This window comes from Microbacterium sp. NPDC058062, from assembly GCF_042885375.1.
In the GTDB taxonomy this organism is placed as follows: Bacteria; Actinomycetota; Actinomycetes; order Actinomycetales; family Microbacteriaceae; genus Microbacterium; species Microbacterium trichothecenolyticum_C.
Map to the genome: position 1 here is coordinate 307,862 of NZ_JBHVSC010000006.1, position 16,439 is coordinate 324,300.

Consider the following 16,439-nt stretch of genomic DNA (forward strand, 5'->3'; position numbering starts at 1 on the left):
CGATCGCGAAAGGAGCCGCTGATGGGTTCGACGGTGCTGTACGTCACGGTCTCGGTCGACGGATTCGCAACGGGGCCGGGCGACGATCTGTCCCGGCTGCACCGCTGGCTGGACGACGCGGACGGCGCCGACGCCGATCCGTCGGCCGTCGAGCTGATCGACCGCTTCCGGCGAGCGGGCGCGATCATCTTCGGGCGGCGCACCTGGAACGCCGGCCAGGAGCCGTGGGGCGACGACGACGTGTTCTCGAGTCCGGTCTTCGTGCTCACCCATGAGCGGCGGTCGCCGGAGGCGAAGAACGGCACGATCTTCACCTTCGTCTCGGAGGGCCCGGCCACGGCCCTCGCCCAGGCGCGGCGCGCCGCCGGCGACCGCGACGTGGTGATCATGGGCAGCCCCGACGTCGCGCAGCAGTTCCTCCGCGACGGCCTCGTCGATGAGATCCTGCTGCATGTCGTGCCGGTCCTGCTGGGAGGCGGCATCCGGCTGTTCGCCGAGCTCGAGGCGCCGCAGGAGCTGGCGCTCCGATCATGGCGGCGTGGGCGCGACGTCACAGGCGTCGCGTTCGCGGTGCTCGCCGACGCTTCAGGCTGAACCGCTCTGCCGTCGGCGGAGAGGGGATGCCTCGACCCGGGGCGTCTGGTTGGGTGGAGGCATGACCGACGTACTGGTGCTGGGCGGGACGGGCTGGCTGAGCGGGCGCATCGCCGAGCGGTGGGCAGATGCCGGAGCCGCCGTGACGTGCCTCGCCCGAGGCGGACGCGACGCGCCGTACGGGACGACGCTCGTCGTCGCCGACCGCAACGACCCGGACGCGTATGACGAGGTCGCCCGGCGCGAGTGGGACGAGGTCGTCGACGTGTCGTCGAACCCGGTGCACGTCGCCGCCGCCGTCGCGGCGCTGGGGGAGCGCACGCGGCACTGGACCTACATCTCGACCGTGTCCGTGTACGCCGCCGACGACGTGCCGGGCGCGGACGAGACAGCCGAGCTGCTGACGCCTGCCGGCCCCGACGAGGACGAGGACTACGGTCGCGCGAAGGTGCGGGCCGAGGCATCCGTCCGCTCCGTCCTCGGATTCCGCGCGGCGATCGTGCGTCCGGGGCTCATCGTGGGACCCGGTGACCCGACCGACCGGTTCGGATACTGGGTCAGCCGCTTCGCCCTCGCCGGACCGGACGACGTGCTGGGGCCCGACACCGCCGATCGGGGCGCCCAGGTGATCGACGTCGACGACCTCGCGGAGTTCGTGCAGGCGGTCGGCCGCGAGCGATGGACGGGCGTCGTCAACGCCGTCGGCGATCCGGTGGCACTCGACCGGCTCTTCGCGGACGCGCGTGACGTCGCCGGGCACACCGGCGCGCTCGCCGCGGCCGACGACGAGTGGCTCGCGGCGCACGACGTCGCGTACTGGATGGGGGCGCGTTCGCTGCCGCTCTGGCTGCCGGCCGACATGCCGGGGTTCTGGACCCGTTCGAACGCCGCCTACCGCCTGCTCGGTGGCCGCCTCCGTCCCGTGAGCGAGACGCTGGACCGCACCCTCGCCGACGAGCGCGCCCGCGGCCTCGACCGCGATCGCCGGGCCGGGCTGACCCGGCCCGACGAAGTGGCGCTGCTCGGCGAGCTTCAGCGGTAGCGGCGCCCCTCGTCGCGGCGGTACAGCCACACCGCCAAGGCGCCCAGCACCAGCGTCCACGCGAGGATCCCGACCACCGCCCACAGCGGAGCCCCCGTGCCCAGCGCCGTGCCGACGACGATCTCGCGCGCCTGCCGCACCGGCAGGGTCATCGAGACGACGTTCAGCCACTCGGGGAACATCACCGGCGGAAGGAACAGGCCGCCGCCGAACGCCAGCAGGAACATCGCCACCTGCGTGACGGCGATCGCGGCCTTCGGCCCGCACGTCGTGCCGATGATGACGCCGATGAGCGCCGAGGGCACCGCGGTGACGATGACGAGGCCGATCGCCGCGAGCAGATCGAGCGGCTCCGGGCTCGCAGCCGTGAACACCCCGCCGATCACGAGCAGCGGGATCATCGCCACCGCCGCGACGATGAGCGTCGCGGTCATCAGCCCGATGATGCGCGCAGCCGGCGCGCCCGGAAGCGTGCGCAGGTACGGCGCCCACGGCTTGGCGCGCTGTTCAGCGAGATCGATCCCTATCGAGAACAGCCCAGCCGACATGAACGCGAAAACGATCATCGACGCGACGGCGGCTGTCGCGAACTCGGGGTTGTCGACGACCATGCGCTGCGGCAGGACGAACAGGCAGAACGCGAGCGTCGGGAACGCGAGAGAGCCGATCACCGCGATGGGGATGCGGACGGTCTCCAGCAGATTGAACTTGGTGTGGACGGCGGCGAGGCTCAGCGTGGACATCACGCGGCTCCCTTCGTGATCGAGAGGAAGGCCTCCTCGAGGGTCGCACCGCGCACGGTGAGCCTCGAGAAGGGGAGATCGGATGCTGCGAGCCGGCGTACGAACGCATCGGAGTCGGCGAGGACGGCGGTCACGGTGGCGGCATCGGCGTCGTGGGTCACGACCGCTTCGGGGGCGAGCGCCTGGACCTCGGCGGCGTCGAGTCCCGCGAGGGTCACGCGCTGGCGGGCCACACCCGACACGATGGCGGCAAGCGAGTCGTCTGCGCGGACCACGCCCTCGTCGATCACGACCACGCGCTGGGCGAGCTGCTCGATCTCTTCGAGGTGGTGGCTGGTGACGACGACCGCGCAGCCGGCGGCGTGGCGCGAGCGCACCGCGTTCCAGAGGCTCCGGCGGGCGTCGACGTCGAGGCCGGTGGTCGGCTCGTCCAGGAGCACGAGGTCGGGATCGCCGACGAACGCGAGGGCGACGGCCACGCGCCGTTGCTGGCCACCCGAGAGCGCGCCGCACTGCTTGTGCAGCAGGTCACCCAGCCCGAACTCCTCGACGATGCCGGCGCGGCCGGCGGGCGACGGATAGTGCGCCGCGACGAACTCGAGCACCTCGCGCACCTTCAATGCCTCGGGAAGCGCGGTCGCCTGCGGCGTCGTGCCCAGCCGAACCCGCGATGCGGCGTCGCGGGGATCGCCGCCGAACAGCGTCACGGAGCCGGAGGTCGGCACGCGGAGCCCCTCGATGAGGGTCAGCAGGGTCGTCTTGCCGGCGCCGTTCGGTCCGAGCAGGCCCACGCACTCTCCGGCGCGGATGTCGAGCGAGATCCCGGCCAGGGCCGTGACGTCGCCGAAGCGCTTGACGACGGCGTCGGCGCGCACGAGGGCATCACCGGCGTTGGGGTCGCCCGTGCGGGCGAGGGGCTGAGTGCTGACGACGGTGTTCATCGTGATCCTCCGAGGAGTTCGAGCAGCTGGGTGCGGTACGCGCGAAAGGCGGCGCGCCCGCTCGGGGTGATGGCCACGAGGGTCACGGGCTTGCGGCCGGAGAACGTCTTGGTGCTCTCGACGTAGCCCGCGGCCTCGAGCTTCGCGAGGTGCGTGGTGAGGTTGCCCGGTGTCATGTCGAGGAGCTTCTGGAGCAGGGGGAAGGTCATCTCATCCCCCTCCTCGAGCGCCTCGGCGAGCGTGGTCATGATGCGCAGGCGAGCGGGGGCGTGGATGACGGGGTCGAGCTCATTCATGGGCCGTCTCCCGCCGGGGCTCGAGCGGAAGGACCCCGCGCGCCATGAGCACGGCGACGACGATCATCGCGAGGGGGCCGGCGATGGCGTAGACGAGGTAGTGGTAGGGCGCTCCGACGAACGTCGCGATCGCGACGACGACGATCATGACGATGCCGAGCACGTACTGCACGGGGGATCGCCAGAGCGCGCCGCCCGCCAGGTAGAGAACGCCCACCATCAGGACGAACGCGCCGGGATACAGCAGCGAGGACGCCTCGGGAGACAGTCCCGCGCGCTGAACGCCCATGAGCAGCAGCCATGTGCCCACCATCGAGATCGTCCACGACCAGCCGTAGAGCATGCCCTGCAGCTGCGATCGGCCACGGATGCCCGATGACCCGCTCCGGATACCCGTCACGATCGACCACACGACGGCGCCCAGGATGCACACGCCGAACACCGTCCAGGCGACGGGTGCAGGCAGCACGTCGGCGCCGCCGACGCCGTCGCCGAACCACAGTGCGGTGAAGCCGATCGCCCACGCCGCCGCCCACACGATCAGCAGCACCGTGTATCCGCGCAGCAGCCGACGGTGGGTGGCGCGGCGCTGGGACTCCATGAGATCGAACATGTGCGCCGCGTCGGCGCGGGCATCCGTGTCGTCTGTGCTCATGCAAAGTACTTTGCAGCACAAAGTACTTTGCGTCAAGAGGTGACGGACCTGATTTGCGGATGCTGCGACCCGGCGGCTATCGTCGGCGCATGCCTTCGGCGACCCAGGGACTCTCGACGCTCGTTCCGAGCGCCGCTCCCGCGCGCCGACGCCGTCTGGGCGAGCGCCGACTCTAGGCGACCCCGCACGCCGTCCTGTCATGGACCGTCGCGAGTGGGCGTCGCCGTCTCCGGCCCTCTGCTGAGCTTCGTCGAAGCGCCCAGACTCTAAGGTGGAATCCATGACATATTCGGTCGCCGTCTCCGGCGCATCCGGCTATGCGGGCGGCGAGATCCTGCGGATCCTCGCCGCGCATCCCGACGTCGAGATCCGCACCGTGACCGCGCACTCCAACGCGGGACAGCCGCTCATCCAGCACCAGCCCCACCTGCGCTCCCTCGCGCATCTGACCCTCGCCGAGACCTCGCCCGAGGTGCTCGCCGGTCACGACATCGTCTTCCTGGCGCTCCCGCACGGCCAGTCCGGGCAGTACACCGACGCCCTCGGCGACACGCCGCTGGTCATCGACGCGGGCGCCGATCACCGGCTCGAGTCGGTCGCCGACTGGGATCGCTTCTACGGCGGCGACTTCCACGACCCCTGGGTCTACGGCGTCCCCGAGCTTCCGGTGGCGGGTTCGAAGCAGCGCGAGCGGCTGGTCGGAGCGTCCCGTATCGCGGCACCGGGCTGCAACGCCTCCACCGTGAGCCTGAGCCTCGCGCCCGGCGTGGCAGCGGGTGTCATCGATCCGTCCGACATCGTGACGGTGCTCGCCGTCGGTCCTTCGGGTGCCGGGAAGAGCCTCAAGACGAACCTGCTCGCCGCCGAGATCCTGGGGTCCGCGAACCCCTACGCGGTAGGCGGATCGCACCGGCACATCCCCGAGATCCGCCAGGCGCTCGCCGCGGCACGCGCTTCGACGGCCTCAGCGACCGAAGCCGCCGCCCCCGGCACCACCGCCGACGAAGGCATCCGCATCTCGTTCACCCCCGTCCTGGTGCCGATGTCGCGGGGGATCCTCGCGACCTCGACGGCGCCGATCGCGCCGGGCGCGACGGACGACGAGATCCGCGCCGCGTGGGAGTCCGCATACGGCGACGAGACGTTCGTGCAGCTGCTGCCGGCGGGCCACTTCCCCCGCACGGCCGACGTCCTGGGTGCCAACACCGCGCTGATGGGCCTCGCCATCGACCGTGCTGCGAACCGCGTGACGGTCGTCACGGCGGTCGACAACCTCGTCAAGGGCACGGCCGGAGCCGCCGTGCAGTCCATGAACATCGCGCTGGGGCTCGCCGAGGGCACCGCGCTCACCGTGAACGGAGTCGCGCCGTGAGCGTCACCGCGCCCCAGGGATTCGAAGCGGCAGGCGTCGCCGTCGGCCTCAAGTCGACAGGCAAGCCCGACGTGGCGGTCGTCGTCAACCGAGGCCCGCTGAAGGTCGGCGCCGCGGTGTTCACGAGCAACCGGGCGAAGGCGAACCCGATCATGTGGTCGCAGGAGGTCATCCGCGACGGCGTGGTCGAGGCGATCGTCCTCAACTCCGGCGGGGCGAACTGCTTCACGGGGTCCTTCGGCTTCCAGACGACGCACCAGACGGCCGAGAAGGCCGCCGAGCTGCTCGATGTGAGTGCCGGCGACATCCTCGTGTGCTCCACGGGGCTCATCGGCACCGGCGACGAGGTGTTCCGCGCGAAGGTGCTCGCCGGCACCGAGCAGGGCATCGCCGAGCTCTCCGCCGACGGCGGGGAGGCAGCATCCCTCGCCATCATGACGACGGATTCGAAGCCGAAGCGTGCGGTCGCGGCCGGCGACGGCTGGGCGATCGGCGGCATGGCGAAGGGCGCCGGGATGCTGGCACCCGGCCTCGCCACGATGCTCGTGGTGATCACGACCGACGCCGTGCTGGACTCGGCAGAGGCCGACGCGGCGCTGCGTGCCGCCACCGGCCGCACGTTCGACCGGCTCGACTCGGACGGCTGCATGTCGACGAACGACCAGGTCACCCTGATGGTCAGCGGCGCCTCCGGCGTCACCCCCGACCCCGACGCGTTCGCCGCGGCGCTCGCCGATGTCTGCCAGGACCTCGCACAGCAGCTGCAGGGCGACGCCGAGGGCGCGAGCCACGACATCACGATCGAGGTCATCAACGCCGCGTCCGAGGAGGACGCGGTCGAGGTCGGCCGGTCGGTCGCGCGCAACAACCTGTTCAAGGCGGCGATCTTCGGCAACGACCCGAACTGGGGTCGTGTGCTCGCCGCGATCGGTACGACCGCGGCCGCGTTCGACCCGTACGACGTCGACGTGTGGATGAACGGCGTGCGCGTCTGCAGCGCCGGCGGTCCTGACGCGCCGCGCGAGGCGGTCGACCTGACGCCGCGCGCGACGCACCTCGTGATCGACCTGAAGGTCGGCGCGGCGACGGCGACGATCCTCACGAACGACCTCACCCACGACTACGTCCACGAGAACAGCGCGTATTCCTCATGACCGACCTGCAAGAGACCGATCCCGGCGAAGCCAGCGCCCGGGCGGTGACCCTCATCGAGTCGCTGCCGTGGCTCAAGCGCTTCCGCGACCAGATCGTCGTCGTGAAGTACGGCGGCAACGCGATGGTGAGCGAGGAGCTGCAGGACGCCTTCGCCGCCGACATCGCCTACCTCCGCTACGTCGGGGTCAAGCCCGTCGTGGTGCATGGCGGCGGCCCGCAGATCTCGTCGATGCTCGACCGCCTCGCGATCCCGAGCGAGTTCAAGGGCGGCTACCGCGTCACCTCGACCGAGGCGATCTCGGTCGTGCGCATGGTGCTCACCGGTCAGATCAACCCGCAGCTCGTGTCGAAGATCAACGCGCACGGCCCGGTCGCGACCGGCCTCAGCGGCGAGGACGCGGGCCTCTTCGGCGGCCGTCGCCGCGGCGTCGTCATCGAGGGCGTCGAGCACGACCTGGGTCGCGTCGGCGACGTCGTCGAGGTCGATCCGCAGCCGGTGCTCGATCAGATCGAGGCAGGGCGCATCCCCGTCGTCTCGAGCATCGCCCCCGACCTCGACCACCCGGGACACTCGCTGAACGTGAACGCGGATGCTGCGGCATCCGCTCTCGCCGTCGCACTCGGTGCGGCGAAGCTCGTGGTGCTCACTGACGTCGCGGGGCTCTATGCCGACTGGCCCAACCGCGACTCGCTCGTGTCGCACCTGACCTCGACGGAGCTGAAGGCGATGCTGCCGACGCTCGAGTCGGGCATGATCCCGAAGATGGCGGCGTGCCTGGAGGCCGTCGAGGGCGGCGTCGAGACCGCGGCCATCATCGACGGGCGGGTGCCGCACTCGGTACTCGTGGAGATCTTCACCAGCAAGGGAATCGGAACAGAGGTGGTGCTCGGATGACGTGGCAGGACGATGCGGGGCGCGACCTCGTGAAGAGCTTCGGTGCTCGCATGCAGATGTTCGTGCGGGGCGAGGGCTCGTACTTGTGGGACGCCGACGGCAAGCGCTACCTCGACTTCCTCGCGGGGATCGCGGTCGACTCGCTCGGCCACGCCCACCCGGTGTTCGTCGACGCGATCGCCACGCAGGCCGCGACGCTGGCGCACGTCTCGAACTACTTCGCGACCCCGCCCCAGCTCGAGCTCGCGGCCACGCTGAAGCGTCTCGCCGGCACCGGCGACGAGGGCCGCGTGTACTTCGGCAACTCCGGCGCCGAGGCGAACGAGGCGGCGTTCAAGCTCGCCCGCCTCCACGGCGGCACCGAGCGCCCGCGCATCCTCGCGCTCACGGACGCGTTCCACGGCCGCACGATGGGCACGCTCGCCCTCACCGGCAAGCCGTACATGCAGGAGCCCTTCCTGCCGATGACGCCGGGCGTCGAGTTCATCGACTCGACGGTCGAGGCGCTCGAGGCGGCGATCGACGACCGCGTGGCCGCCCTGTTCGTCGAGCCCGTCAAGGGCGAGGCCGGCGTGATCCCGCTGCCCGAGGGCTACCTCGCCGCCGCGCGCGAGATCACCGAGCGCCACGGGGCGCTCCTCATCATCGATGAGATCCAGACCGGCGCCGGTCGCACGGGGGAGTGGTTCGCCTTCCAGCACGAGGGCATCACGCCCGACGCGATCACCGTCGCCAAGGGCATCGGCGGCGGCTTCCCGATCGGCGCGCTCATCACCTTCGGTGCTGCGAGCGAGCTGTTCTACCCGGGCACGCACGGCTCGACGTTCGGCGGCAACGCGCTCGGCACCGCCGTCGCGGGGGCCGTGCTCGGCGAGATCGAGCGGGCGGAGCTCGTCCGCAACGCCGCCGAGCGCGGTGCACAGCTGCGCGCGGCGATCGAGGGCATCGACTCGGATCTGATCGACGGATGCCGCGGCTCGGGGCTTCTCATCGGCATCGGGCTGGTTCATCCTGTCTCGAAGGCGCTCGTCGCCGCGGCACAGGAGCACGGCCTGGTGATCAACGCCCCGAACGACGAGACCATCCGCCTCGTCCCCGCCCTCACGATCGGCGACGTCGAGATCGACGAGTTCGTCGAGCTCTTCACCGCGACGCTCCGTACCGTCGAGGATGCGCTCGTGCTCGACACCCCCACGGAGGTTCCCGCATGACCCGCCACCTGCTGCGCGACGACGATCTGACGCAGGCCGAGCAGGACGAGATCCTCGACCTCGCGGTCTCGCTCAAGAAGGACCGCTGGAAGCTCAAGCCCCTCGAGGGTCCGCAGACCGTCGCGGTCATCTTCGACAAGTCGTCGACCCGCACGCGCGTCTCGTTCGCGGTCGGCATCGCCGACCTCGGCGGCTCGCCGCTCATCATCTCGACCGCGAACAGCCAGCTCGGCGGCAAGGAGACCCCGGCCGACACGGCCCGCGTGCTCGAACGCCAGGTGGCGGCCATCGTGTGGCGCACGTACGCGCAGGCCGGCCTCGAGCAGATGGCCGAGGGCACCCGTGTGCCCGTCGTCAACGCGCTGAGCGACGACTTCCACCCGTGCCAGCTGCTCGCCGACCTGCTCACCATCAAGGAGCACAAGGGCGACCTGGCCGGGCTCACCCTCTCGTTCTTCGGCGACGGCAAGTCGAACATGGCCCACTCTTACGTGCTCGCCGGCGTGACCGCCGGCATGCATGTGCGCGTCGCGTCACCCGAGGCGTACGCCCCGCGCGACGACGTGATCGCCGACGCCGACCGCCGCGCGGCCGAGACCGGCGGCTCGGTCACCCTCTACACCGACGCCAACGAGGCGGCGGCCGGTGCCGACGTCATCGTCACCGACACGTGGGTGTCGATGGGCAAGGAGGAGGAGAAGCTCGAGCGCCTCCGCGACCTCGGCGGGTACAAGGTGACCCAGGAGCTCATGGGGCTCGCGAAGGACGACGCGATCTTCATCCACTGCCTGCCTGCCGACCGCGGCTACGAGGTCGACGCCGAGGTGATCGACGGTCCGCAGAGCGTCGTGTGGGACGAGGCCGAGAACCGGCTCCACGCACAGAAGGCACTGCTCGTCTGGCTCCTCCGCCAGGACTGAGAGCGCCCGGTCGGTGAGCGGGCGGGAGCTGAGTGACACCGAGCGCTCCGCGCCGCGCGCCGACGGCTGGCTCGCCACGCGCTGGGAGCGCCTGAACGGTCCCGCGCGCATCGGCGGGGTCGATCTCGCGCGCGGTCTCGCGGTGCTCGGCATGTTCGCCGCGCACCTGCTCTGGATCACCGAGCCGTTCGACGTGCTCGAGCCCGATACCTGGGTCGCCGTCGTCTCGGGCCGGTCGTCGATCCTGTTCGCGACGCTCGCCGGGGTGTCGATCGGCCTGGTCACCGGAGCGCGGGCGCCGCTCACGGGCGATGCGATGACCACGGCGCGCGGGCGGCTGGCCGTGCGGGCGGGACTGCTCTGGGTGCTCGGCATCCTGCTCATCGCCACCGGCGTGCCCGTGTTCGTGATTCTTCCGGCCTATGCGCTGATGTTCCTGCTGGCGCTGCCGCTGACGTCCCTGCCGGCGCGAGTGCTCCTGCCGCTCGCCGCGGGGCTGGCGCTGGTCATGCCGTTCGTCCAGATCGTCCTCGACGCGCTCCCGTTCTGGAGCACCGCGATCGGCGGCCCCGTGTCGCTCGGACTCGGGTGGCACTACCCGTTCACGACCTGGATCGTGTTCGTCGTGGCCGGCCTCGGCGTCGCGCGCGCCGGCGTGACCCGGCTGCGGGTGCAGGTGCGGCTCGTCGTCGCCGGAACGCTGCTCGCCGCGCTCGGCTATGGGCTCGGTGCCGCGACCGGCGCAGACCCCGAGGCCGAAGCGGCGACGTATCTCGGAGCGCTCTGGACCGTCCGCCCGCACTCCACCGGTCTGCTCGAGGTGATCGGCTCCGGCGGCTTCGCGCTCGCCGTCCTCGGGGTGTGCCTGCTCGCGTGCCGCACGTTCCTGGTGTGGGTGGTGCTGCCGCTGCGGGCCGTAGGGGCGATGCCGCTGACCGCGTACGCGCTGCAGCTCCTGGTGTGGGCCGCCGTCGCCGCCGCGGTGCTCGACCGGGTCGGCGACCTCATCGGCTTCCGCGCGCTCCTGCCCTTCTGGCCGCTCACCATCGGCACCGTCGTCCTGTGCACCGCATGGGCGCTCCTCGTCGGCCGCGGCCCGCTCGAGACGCTGCTCGATTCGGCCGCGCGCTTCGCCGTTCCCGCCGATCGGCGACGATGACATCGCGGCGGTCGGGCGGGCGGCGCGTCGGTAGGCTGGTCGGGTGAGTGAATCGAAGGGCGACGGCGGGACCAACGAAGGCGCACTGTGGGGGGCCCGCTTCGCGTCGGGGCCGTCCCCGGCGCTCGCCGAGCTGAGCCGATCGACCCACTTCGACTGGGATCTCGCGCTGTACGACATCGCCGGCTCCCACGCCCACGCGAAGGCCCTCGCCGCGGCCGGGTATCTCACGGCCGACGAAGAGCAGTCCATGCACGAGGGCCTCGATGAGCTCGCCCGAGGCGTGACCGCCGGGACGCTTCGGCCCGGGGCATCCGATGAAGACGTCCACGGCGCTCTCGAGCAGGCGCTGATCGGCGTCGTCGGCGCCGAGCTCGGCGGCAAGCTGCGCGCCGGTCGCAGCCGCAACGACCAGATCGCGACGCTCGTGCGCATGTACCTGCTCGACCACTCGCGCACGATCGCGCGCGAGATCCTCCGCCTCGTCGACGGGCTCGTGGCGCAGGCCGACGCCCACCCCGACGCGATCACGCCGGGGCGCACGCATCTTCAGCACGCGCAGCCCGTGCTCCTCGCGCACCACCTGCAGGCCCACGCGTGGCCGCTGGTGCGCGACCTGGAGCGCCTGCGCGACTGGTCGGCCCGCGCGGCGGTGTCGCCGTACGGCGGCGGAGCGCTCGCCGGCTCGACGCTCGGCCTCGACCCGCAGCTCGTCGCGCGCGAGCTCGGGCTCGACCGTCCGGCGGAGAACTCGCTCGACGGCACGTCCTCGCGCGACGTGGTCGCCGAGTTCGCGTTCATCACGGCCATGATCGGGATCGACGTCTCGCGCTTCGCCGAGGAGATCATCCTCTGGAACACGCGCGAGTTCGGCTTCGTGACCCTCGACGACGGCTACTCGACCGGCTCGAGCATCATGCCGCAGAAGAAGAACCCCGACATCGCCGAGCTCGCGCGCGGCAAGGCGGGCCGCCTCATCGGCAACCTCAGCGGACTGCTCGCGACGCTCAAGGCCCTCCCGCTCGCGTACAACCGCGACTTGCAGGAGGACAAGGAGCCGGTGTTCGACTCCGTCCGCACCCTCGAGACGGTGCTGCCCGCATTCGCCGGCATGGTCGCGACCATGCGCTTCCACACCGACCGCATGGCGGCGCTCGCTCCGCAGGGGTTCTCGCTCGCGACCGACGTCGCCGAGTGGCTCGTGAAGCGGGGCGTCCCGTTCCGCGACGCCCACGAGATCTCGGGGCACCTGGTCCGCGTGTGCGAGGAGAACGGCCTGGAGCTGCATGAGGTCTCCGACGCGCAGCTCGCCGGCGTCTCCGAGCACCTCACGCCCGAGGTCCGCGAGGTGCTGAGCGTGGAGGGCTCGGTCGCGAGCCGCACCGGCGTCGGCGGCACGGCGCCCGTCCGGGTCGCCGAGCAGCGGGCCGAGCTGGTCCAGCGCGTCCAGGACGCGGCGCACGCCCTCGGGCTCTGAGCCTCAGCGGCGCGAGCCCATCGTGATCACCAGATCGCGAGGCGCACCAAGGCCGCGACGACGCACGCCCACACCAGGCTCGAGAGCGTGCCGATGATGAAGCGCTCGCGCGCCTCGGCGGTCGCGAGCTCCGAGAACCGGCCGATGCCCTTGAGCGCCACGACCACGGCGATCGCCTCGGGGAATCCGGCGATGATCCCGAGCGTCACCGCGAGGCGCTCGAGATAGCCGATCGTCGTGCCGCCGCGCATCACCTCGCGGACGGCGCCCTCGCCGGCGACGGCTCCCGGCAGCGACGGCGCGCGCAGGAGGATGCCGCCGTTGTCGCCCTCCTCGACGCGCCCGTGGCTCGCGATCTCGAGGATGCGCCGCGTGATCGGGTTGCCGCCCAGTACTCCGAGGGCGGTGCCGAGCATGGCGATGCCCAGCCCGAGGAGGAGCGGCACGTTGACGGGGGACACCGTCACCGCGAGCAGGCACAGGACGACGAGCACGCCCGCGACCACCAGCGGGATGGTCGAGGGCTTGCGGAGGCTGATCACCACCAGCACGAGTGCGCCGCAGAGCGCGAGGAACAGGAAGATCGTGAGCGCGGCGACGAGGATCACGTCCGGGGAGACCATGGCGTCAGTCTGGCACGGGCCCCGGACTCAGCCGCGCGAGCACGCGGACGAGCGCGGGCACCGCTGCCTCCTCCGTCCGAAGCCCCGCCGACTTCACGCGCAGGCTGACCGCGCCCTCCGAGATGCCGAGGCGCGCGGCGGCTTCGCGCTGCGTGATCCCCTCGGCGAGCAGGTCGTAGATCTCCCACCCCTCGGCGGTGCGTCGATCGCGCAGCTCGACCAGCAGCCGCACGAGCGCCTCGGCGTCGGCCCCGCCCTCCGGTGCGGTGATCGCGACGCGGGTGGCGGCCTTCTTCGCGCGATCGACCGCATCGCGCGCGTTCACGAAGGCCTCGCCGCGTGCGGCCCGTACGCTGTCGGGTAACGGCGATTCGACCTCGCCGGCGCCGACCCCGACGCTCCATGTACCTGAGCGCGTCAGGTCGAGCACGATCTCGAGCAGCGCTGCGGGGTCGGCCACCGCGACCTGGACCTCGTCGCCCGCGGTGCGCTCCGGAGCCAGCGCGAGGCCCTGGTGCCCCTTCGCGTGGACGGATGCCAGAGCCGCAGGTACGAGGTCTGCGCTGCTCCGGCTGTCGCGCTGGTCGCTGGTGATCACGAACATGGCATTCCTTATGCGTGAGAGCTTAAGTGCGGCCAAGTTTAGGTTGAGGGCTTCAGCCACACAAGCCTGTGGGCTAAATATGTTCGATATTTAGCCCAGAGGCTTGAACGCCCGCAGTCCGCCTTCCGTCAGGCGGGCGCACCGCCGAGCCGACCGTGCGCGGGCAGGGCGAGGCATCCGTCGCTGATAGCCTGGCGGGCGTGTCTGAAACCGTCGTGAGCGCGACTGCGCCCGCGATCGACCCGACGTTCGAGAACGTGTGGGATGAGATCGTGTGGCGTGGGCTCGTGCATGTGTCCACCGATCAGGAGGCGCTGCGCGCCCTTCTCGCCGGGGACCCGATCACGTATTACTGCGGCTTCGACCCGACTGCGCCGAGTCTGCACCTTGGAAACCTCGTGCAGCTTCTGACGATGCGCCGCCTGCAGCTCGCGGGCCACAAGCCGCTCGGACTCGTCGGCGGCTCGACCGGACTCGTGGGCGATCCGCGTCCCTCCGCCGAGCGCACGCTCAACACGCGCGAGACGGTGGCCGAATGGGTCGGCTACCTGCGCTCGCAAGTGGAGCGGTTCCTGAGCTTCGAGGGCGACAACGCCGCACGCATCGTCAACAACCTGGACTGGACCGCGCCGATGAGCGCGATCGACTTCCTGCGCGAGATCGGCAAGCACTACCGCGTCGGCACGATGCTCAAGAAGGACGCCGTCGCGGCGCGCCTGAACTCCGAGGCCGGCATCAGCTACACCGAGTTCAGCTACCAGATCCTGCAGGGGATGGACTTCCTCGAGCTCTACCGCCAATACGGCTGCGTGCTGCAGACGGGCGGCAGCGACCAGTGGGGCAATCTCACCAGCGGCACGGACCTCATCCACCGCGTCGAGGGCGTGTCGGTGCACGCGATCGGCACTCCGCTGATCACCAACAGCGACGGAACCAAGTTCGGCAAGAGCGAGGGCAACGCGATCTGGCTCGACGCCGCGATGTGCAGCCCGTACCGCATGTACCAGTTCTGGCTGAACACCGACGACGCCGATGTGATCCAGCGGCTCAAGATCTTCACGTTCCTGACGCGCGCCGAGATCGAGGACTACGAGCGCCTGGTCGCCGACGAGCCGTTCCGCCGCGCCGCGCAGAAGCGCCTGGCTCTCGAGGTCACGGCTTTCGTGCACGGGACGGATGCCGCGGCCGCCGTCATCGCCGCCTCCGAGGCCTTGTTCGGCCAGGGTGACCTCGCCTCGCTCGACGCGATCACTCTGCGTCACGCGCTGGAAGAACTGCCCAACGCCACCGTCGCCTCGGGGACGAACGTGGTGCAGGCGCTGGTCGACACCGGCCTCGTCTCGAGCCTGTCGGAGGGCCGGCGGGCGATCGCCCAGGGCGGTGTCTCGCTCGATGGCTCCAAGGTCGAGGACGAGTCGGCGACCGTGTCCGGCGCTCTTCCCGGCGGAGTCTCGGTGCTGCGGCGCGGCAAGAAGACGCTCGCGGGCGTGTTCGTCGGCTGACGCTCGGTGACGAGCGGCGTGGCTCTGCGGATGGACGGCTGACGGATGCCGTTCACCCCCAGCCACGCCGTCGTCGCGCTGCCGTTCGTGCGCACCCCGCTCGTGCCGGCGGCGATCGCGATCGGCGCGATGGCGCCGGACCTGCCGCTGTTCGTCCGCGGACTGCCGCTGCACTACGGCGTCACGCATGCGTTCGGGTGGGTGCCGGCGACCATGTTGCTGGCATTCGGGCTGCTCCTGGTCTGGCGTGTGCTGCTGCGGCCGGCAGTTCGCGAGCTCTCGCCGCGATGGCTGGCGGCGCGGCTGCCGGGGGAGTGGGATGCCGGCGCCGGCCCAGCCCTCCGCGAGACGCTCGCGATCTCGGGATCACCCGCGCGGGTGTCGTGGAGCGGGATGCTGCTGCTCGTCCTCTCGCTCACGATCGGCGTCGTGAGCCACATCGTGTGGGATCTGTTCACCCACGAGGGTCGGTGGGGGACGACGGTGATCCCGGCCCTGGAGTCCGAGTGGGGACCGCTTCCGGGATTCAAATGGCTGCAGCACGGCTCGAGCGCGATCGGACTCGCGATCCTCGGGATCTGGATGCTGATGTGGCTGGTGCGCCGTCACCCCGAGGCACCCGCTGCGTGTGTGATCCCCTCGTGGGTCCGCGGGGTGTGGTGGGTGTCGCTGCCGGTGACGCTGCTGGCGACGTGGGTGTGGGGACTCGCCGTCTTCGGCCCGCTCGACGCGGAGTTCACCGTCGCCCACCTGGGCTATCGCGTGCTTCCGCCGGCATGCGCGGTGTGGGGCGCGATCACCATCGCGCTGTGCGTGGTGGTGCAGGTACTCCGCCGCCGCACCGCGGGAGTGACGATTCCCGCGTGATTCCGCGGGTGCGGGCGTGCGACACGCCCGGGGCGCGACGCCGATTCGACGAGACACCGGGACGCACGTAAAGTATTACTTGTTCGCCCCACAGGGAAGCGGAGAGGCCGAGAGCCTTACCCCCCTCAAGTGGAGAACCAACCCTCTTCCTTCCACGCTCGTTCGAGCGTCCCGCATGCGGGTCGAGGATGGGGTTCCTGCCTCGGAGACCGCGGTCGCCGACGAGCCAGATGATCTTAAGATCACGGCGTGTCGGTTTGACAGACGGGTCGGGCGGGATAGACTAGTGAAGTTGCCCAGCCGGGGTAGCGGGTCGTGAGATTCGTTGCGGGTTGGTGCGTCCGATCTTTGAGAACTCAACAGCGTGCACTTGTCAAATGCCA

General features: G+C 70.9%; 17 protein-coding genes. 11 read left to right on the forward strand and 6 right to left on the reverse strand.

Annotated features, from left to right (window positions below; all coding sequences use genetic code 11):
* Nucleotides 1-21 precede the first annotated feature (21 nt).
* Together ACFVSU_RS19680 and ACFVSU_RS19685 are read left to right on the forward strand one after the other, a co-directional pair.
* Complete coding sequence (locus tag ACFVSU_RS19680; RefSeq protein ID WP_387146917.1) at nucleotides 22-594, forward strand: dihydrofolate reductase family protein; 573 nt, start codon at nucleotides 22-24, stop codon at nucleotides 592-594.
* A gap of 61 nt (nucleotides 595-655) precedes the next feature.
* Nucleotides 656-1,636, forward strand: a complete 981-nt coding sequence (locus tag ACFVSU_RS19685) for an NAD-dependent epimerase/dehydratase family protein (RefSeq protein ID WP_387146920.1) — start codon at nucleotides 656-658, stop codon at nucleotides 1,634-1,636.
* Here the strand turns inward: ACFVSU_RS19685 and ACFVSU_RS19690 are convergent.
* Genes ACFVSU_RS19690 through ACFVSU_RS19705 form a run of 4 tightly spaced genes read right to left on the reverse strand, consistent with a single transcriptional unit; the run spans nucleotide 1,627 to nucleotide 4,271 of the window.
* Nucleotides 1,627-2,379: an ABC transporter permease gene (locus ACFVSU_RS19690; RefSeq protein ID WP_387146923.1), complete on the reverse strand. Its 753-nt coding sequence runs from the start codon at nucleotides 2,377-2,379 to the stop codon at nucleotides 1,627-1,629. The two genes, ACFVSU_RS19685 and ACFVSU_RS19690, sit on opposite strands and share 10 nt — an antisense overlap.
* Complete coding sequence (locus ACFVSU_RS19695) at nucleotides 2,379-3,320, reverse strand: ABC transporter ATP-binding protein (protein WP_387146926.1); 942 nt, start codon at nucleotides 3,318-3,320, stop codon at nucleotides 2,379-2,381. Before ACFVSU_RS19695 ends, ACFVSU_RS19690 begins: the two co-directional genes overlap by 1 nt.
* Nucleotides 3,317-3,616, reverse strand: a complete 300-nt coding sequence (locus ACFVSU_RS19700) for a transcriptional regulator (protein ID WP_387146929.1) — start codon at nucleotides 3,614-3,616, stop codon at nucleotides 3,317-3,319. The genes ACFVSU_RS19695 and ACFVSU_RS19700 overlap by 4 nt, the downstream gene beginning before the upstream one ends.
* The gene (locus ACFVSU_RS19705) at nucleotides 3,609-4,271 is read right to left on the reverse strand and encodes a hypothetical protein (protein WP_387146932.1); all 663 of its coding nucleotides are present in this window, start codon (nucleotides 4,269-4,271) and stop codon (nucleotides 3,609-3,611) included. The genes ACFVSU_RS19700 and ACFVSU_RS19705 overlap by 8 nt, the downstream gene beginning before the upstream one ends.
* 280 nt (nucleotides 4,272-4,551) lie before the next feature.
* Between ACFVSU_RS19705 and argC the strand changes: the two genes are divergently transcribed.
* From argC to argH, 7 genes are read left to right on the forward strand one after another with little or no spacing between them, the layout of a single operon-like run.
* Entirely contained in the window at nucleotides 4,552-5,643 is a 1,092-nt protein-coding gene (gene argC, locus ACFVSU_RS19710; RefSeq protein ID WP_387146936.1) for an N-acetyl-gamma-glutamyl-phosphate reductase, read from the forward strand.
* Nucleotides 5,640-6,797, forward strand: coding sequence for a bifunctional glutamate N-acetyltransferase/amino-acid acetyltransferase ArgJ (argJ, locus tag ACFVSU_RS19715; RefSeq protein ID WP_387146939.1), 1,158 nt, complete (start codon nucleotides 5,640-5,642; stop codon nucleotides 6,795-6,797). Before argC ends, argJ begins: the two co-directional genes overlap by 4 nt.
* On the forward strand, nucleotides 6,794-7,693 hold the full coding sequence (gene argB / locus ACFVSU_RS19720; RefSeq protein ID WP_310289958.1) for an acetylglutamate kinase: 900 nt from the start codon (nucleotides 6,794-6,796) through the stop codon (nucleotides 7,691-7,693). The genes argJ and argB overlap by 4 nt, the downstream gene beginning before the upstream one ends.
* Nucleotides 7,690-8,904: an acetylornithine transaminase gene (locus ACFVSU_RS19725; protein WP_387146942.1), complete on the forward strand. Its 1,215-nt coding sequence runs from the start codon at nucleotides 7,690-7,692 to the stop codon at nucleotides 8,902-8,904. Before argB ends, ACFVSU_RS19725 begins: the two co-directional genes overlap by 4 nt.
* The gene (argF, locus tag ACFVSU_RS19730; protein ID WP_387146945.1) at nucleotides 8,901-9,824 is read left to right on the forward strand and encodes an ornithine carbamoyltransferase; all 924 of its coding nucleotides are present in this window, start codon (nucleotides 8,901-8,903) and stop codon (nucleotides 9,822-9,824) included. Before ACFVSU_RS19725 ends, argF begins: the two co-directional genes overlap by 4 nt.
* A 13-nt stretch (nucleotides 9,825-9,837) precedes the next feature.
* Nucleotides 9,838-10,983, forward strand: a complete 1,146-nt coding sequence (locus ACFVSU_RS19735) for a heparan-alpha-glucosaminide N-acetyltransferase domain-containing protein (protein WP_387146948.1) — start codon at nucleotides 9,838-9,840, stop codon at nucleotides 10,981-10,983.
* A gap of 43 nt (nucleotides 10,984-11,026) precedes the next feature.
* Complete coding sequence (gene argH / locus ACFVSU_RS19740; protein ID WP_387146951.1) at nucleotides 11,027-12,460, forward strand: argininosuccinate lyase; 1,434 nt, start codon at nucleotides 11,027-11,029, stop codon at nucleotides 12,458-12,460.
* A gap of 26 nt (nucleotides 12,461-12,486) precedes the next feature.
* On the opposite strand, the gene ACFVSU_RS19745 is transcribed toward argH, so the two are convergent.
* Together ACFVSU_RS19745 and ACFVSU_RS19750 are read right to left on the reverse strand one after the other, a co-directional pair.
* Nucleotides 12,487-13,083, reverse strand: a complete 597-nt coding sequence (locus tag ACFVSU_RS19745; RefSeq protein ID WP_387146954.1) for a hypothetical protein — start codon at nucleotides 13,081-13,083, stop codon at nucleotides 12,487-12,489.
* A gap of 4 nt (nucleotides 13,084-13,087) precedes the next feature.
* On the reverse strand, nucleotides 13,088-13,687 hold the full coding sequence (locus ACFVSU_RS19750; protein WP_387146957.1) for a DNA-binding protein: 600 nt from the start codon (nucleotides 13,685-13,687) through the stop codon (nucleotides 13,088-13,090).
* 200 nt (nucleotides 13,688-13,887) lie between these two features.
* On the opposite strand from ACFVSU_RS19750, the gene tyrS reads away from it, so the two are divergent.
* Together tyrS and ACFVSU_RS19760 are read left to right on the forward strand one after the other, a co-directional pair.
* Nucleotides 13,888-15,189 carry a tyrosine--tRNA ligase gene (gene tyrS / locus ACFVSU_RS19755; RefSeq protein WP_387146960.1) on the forward strand — a complete coding sequence of 434 codons (1,302 nt, stop codon included), beginning with the start codon at nucleotides 13,888-13,890 and terminating at the stop codon, nucleotides 15,187-15,189.
* A gap of 45 nt (nucleotides 15,190-15,234) precedes the next feature.
* Nucleotides 15,235-16,056: a DUF4184 family protein gene (locus ACFVSU_RS19760; protein ID WP_387146963.1), complete on the forward strand. Its 822-nt coding sequence runs from the start codon at nucleotides 15,235-15,237 to the stop codon at nucleotides 16,054-16,056.
* Nucleotides 16,057-16,439 lie beyond the last annotated feature (383 nt).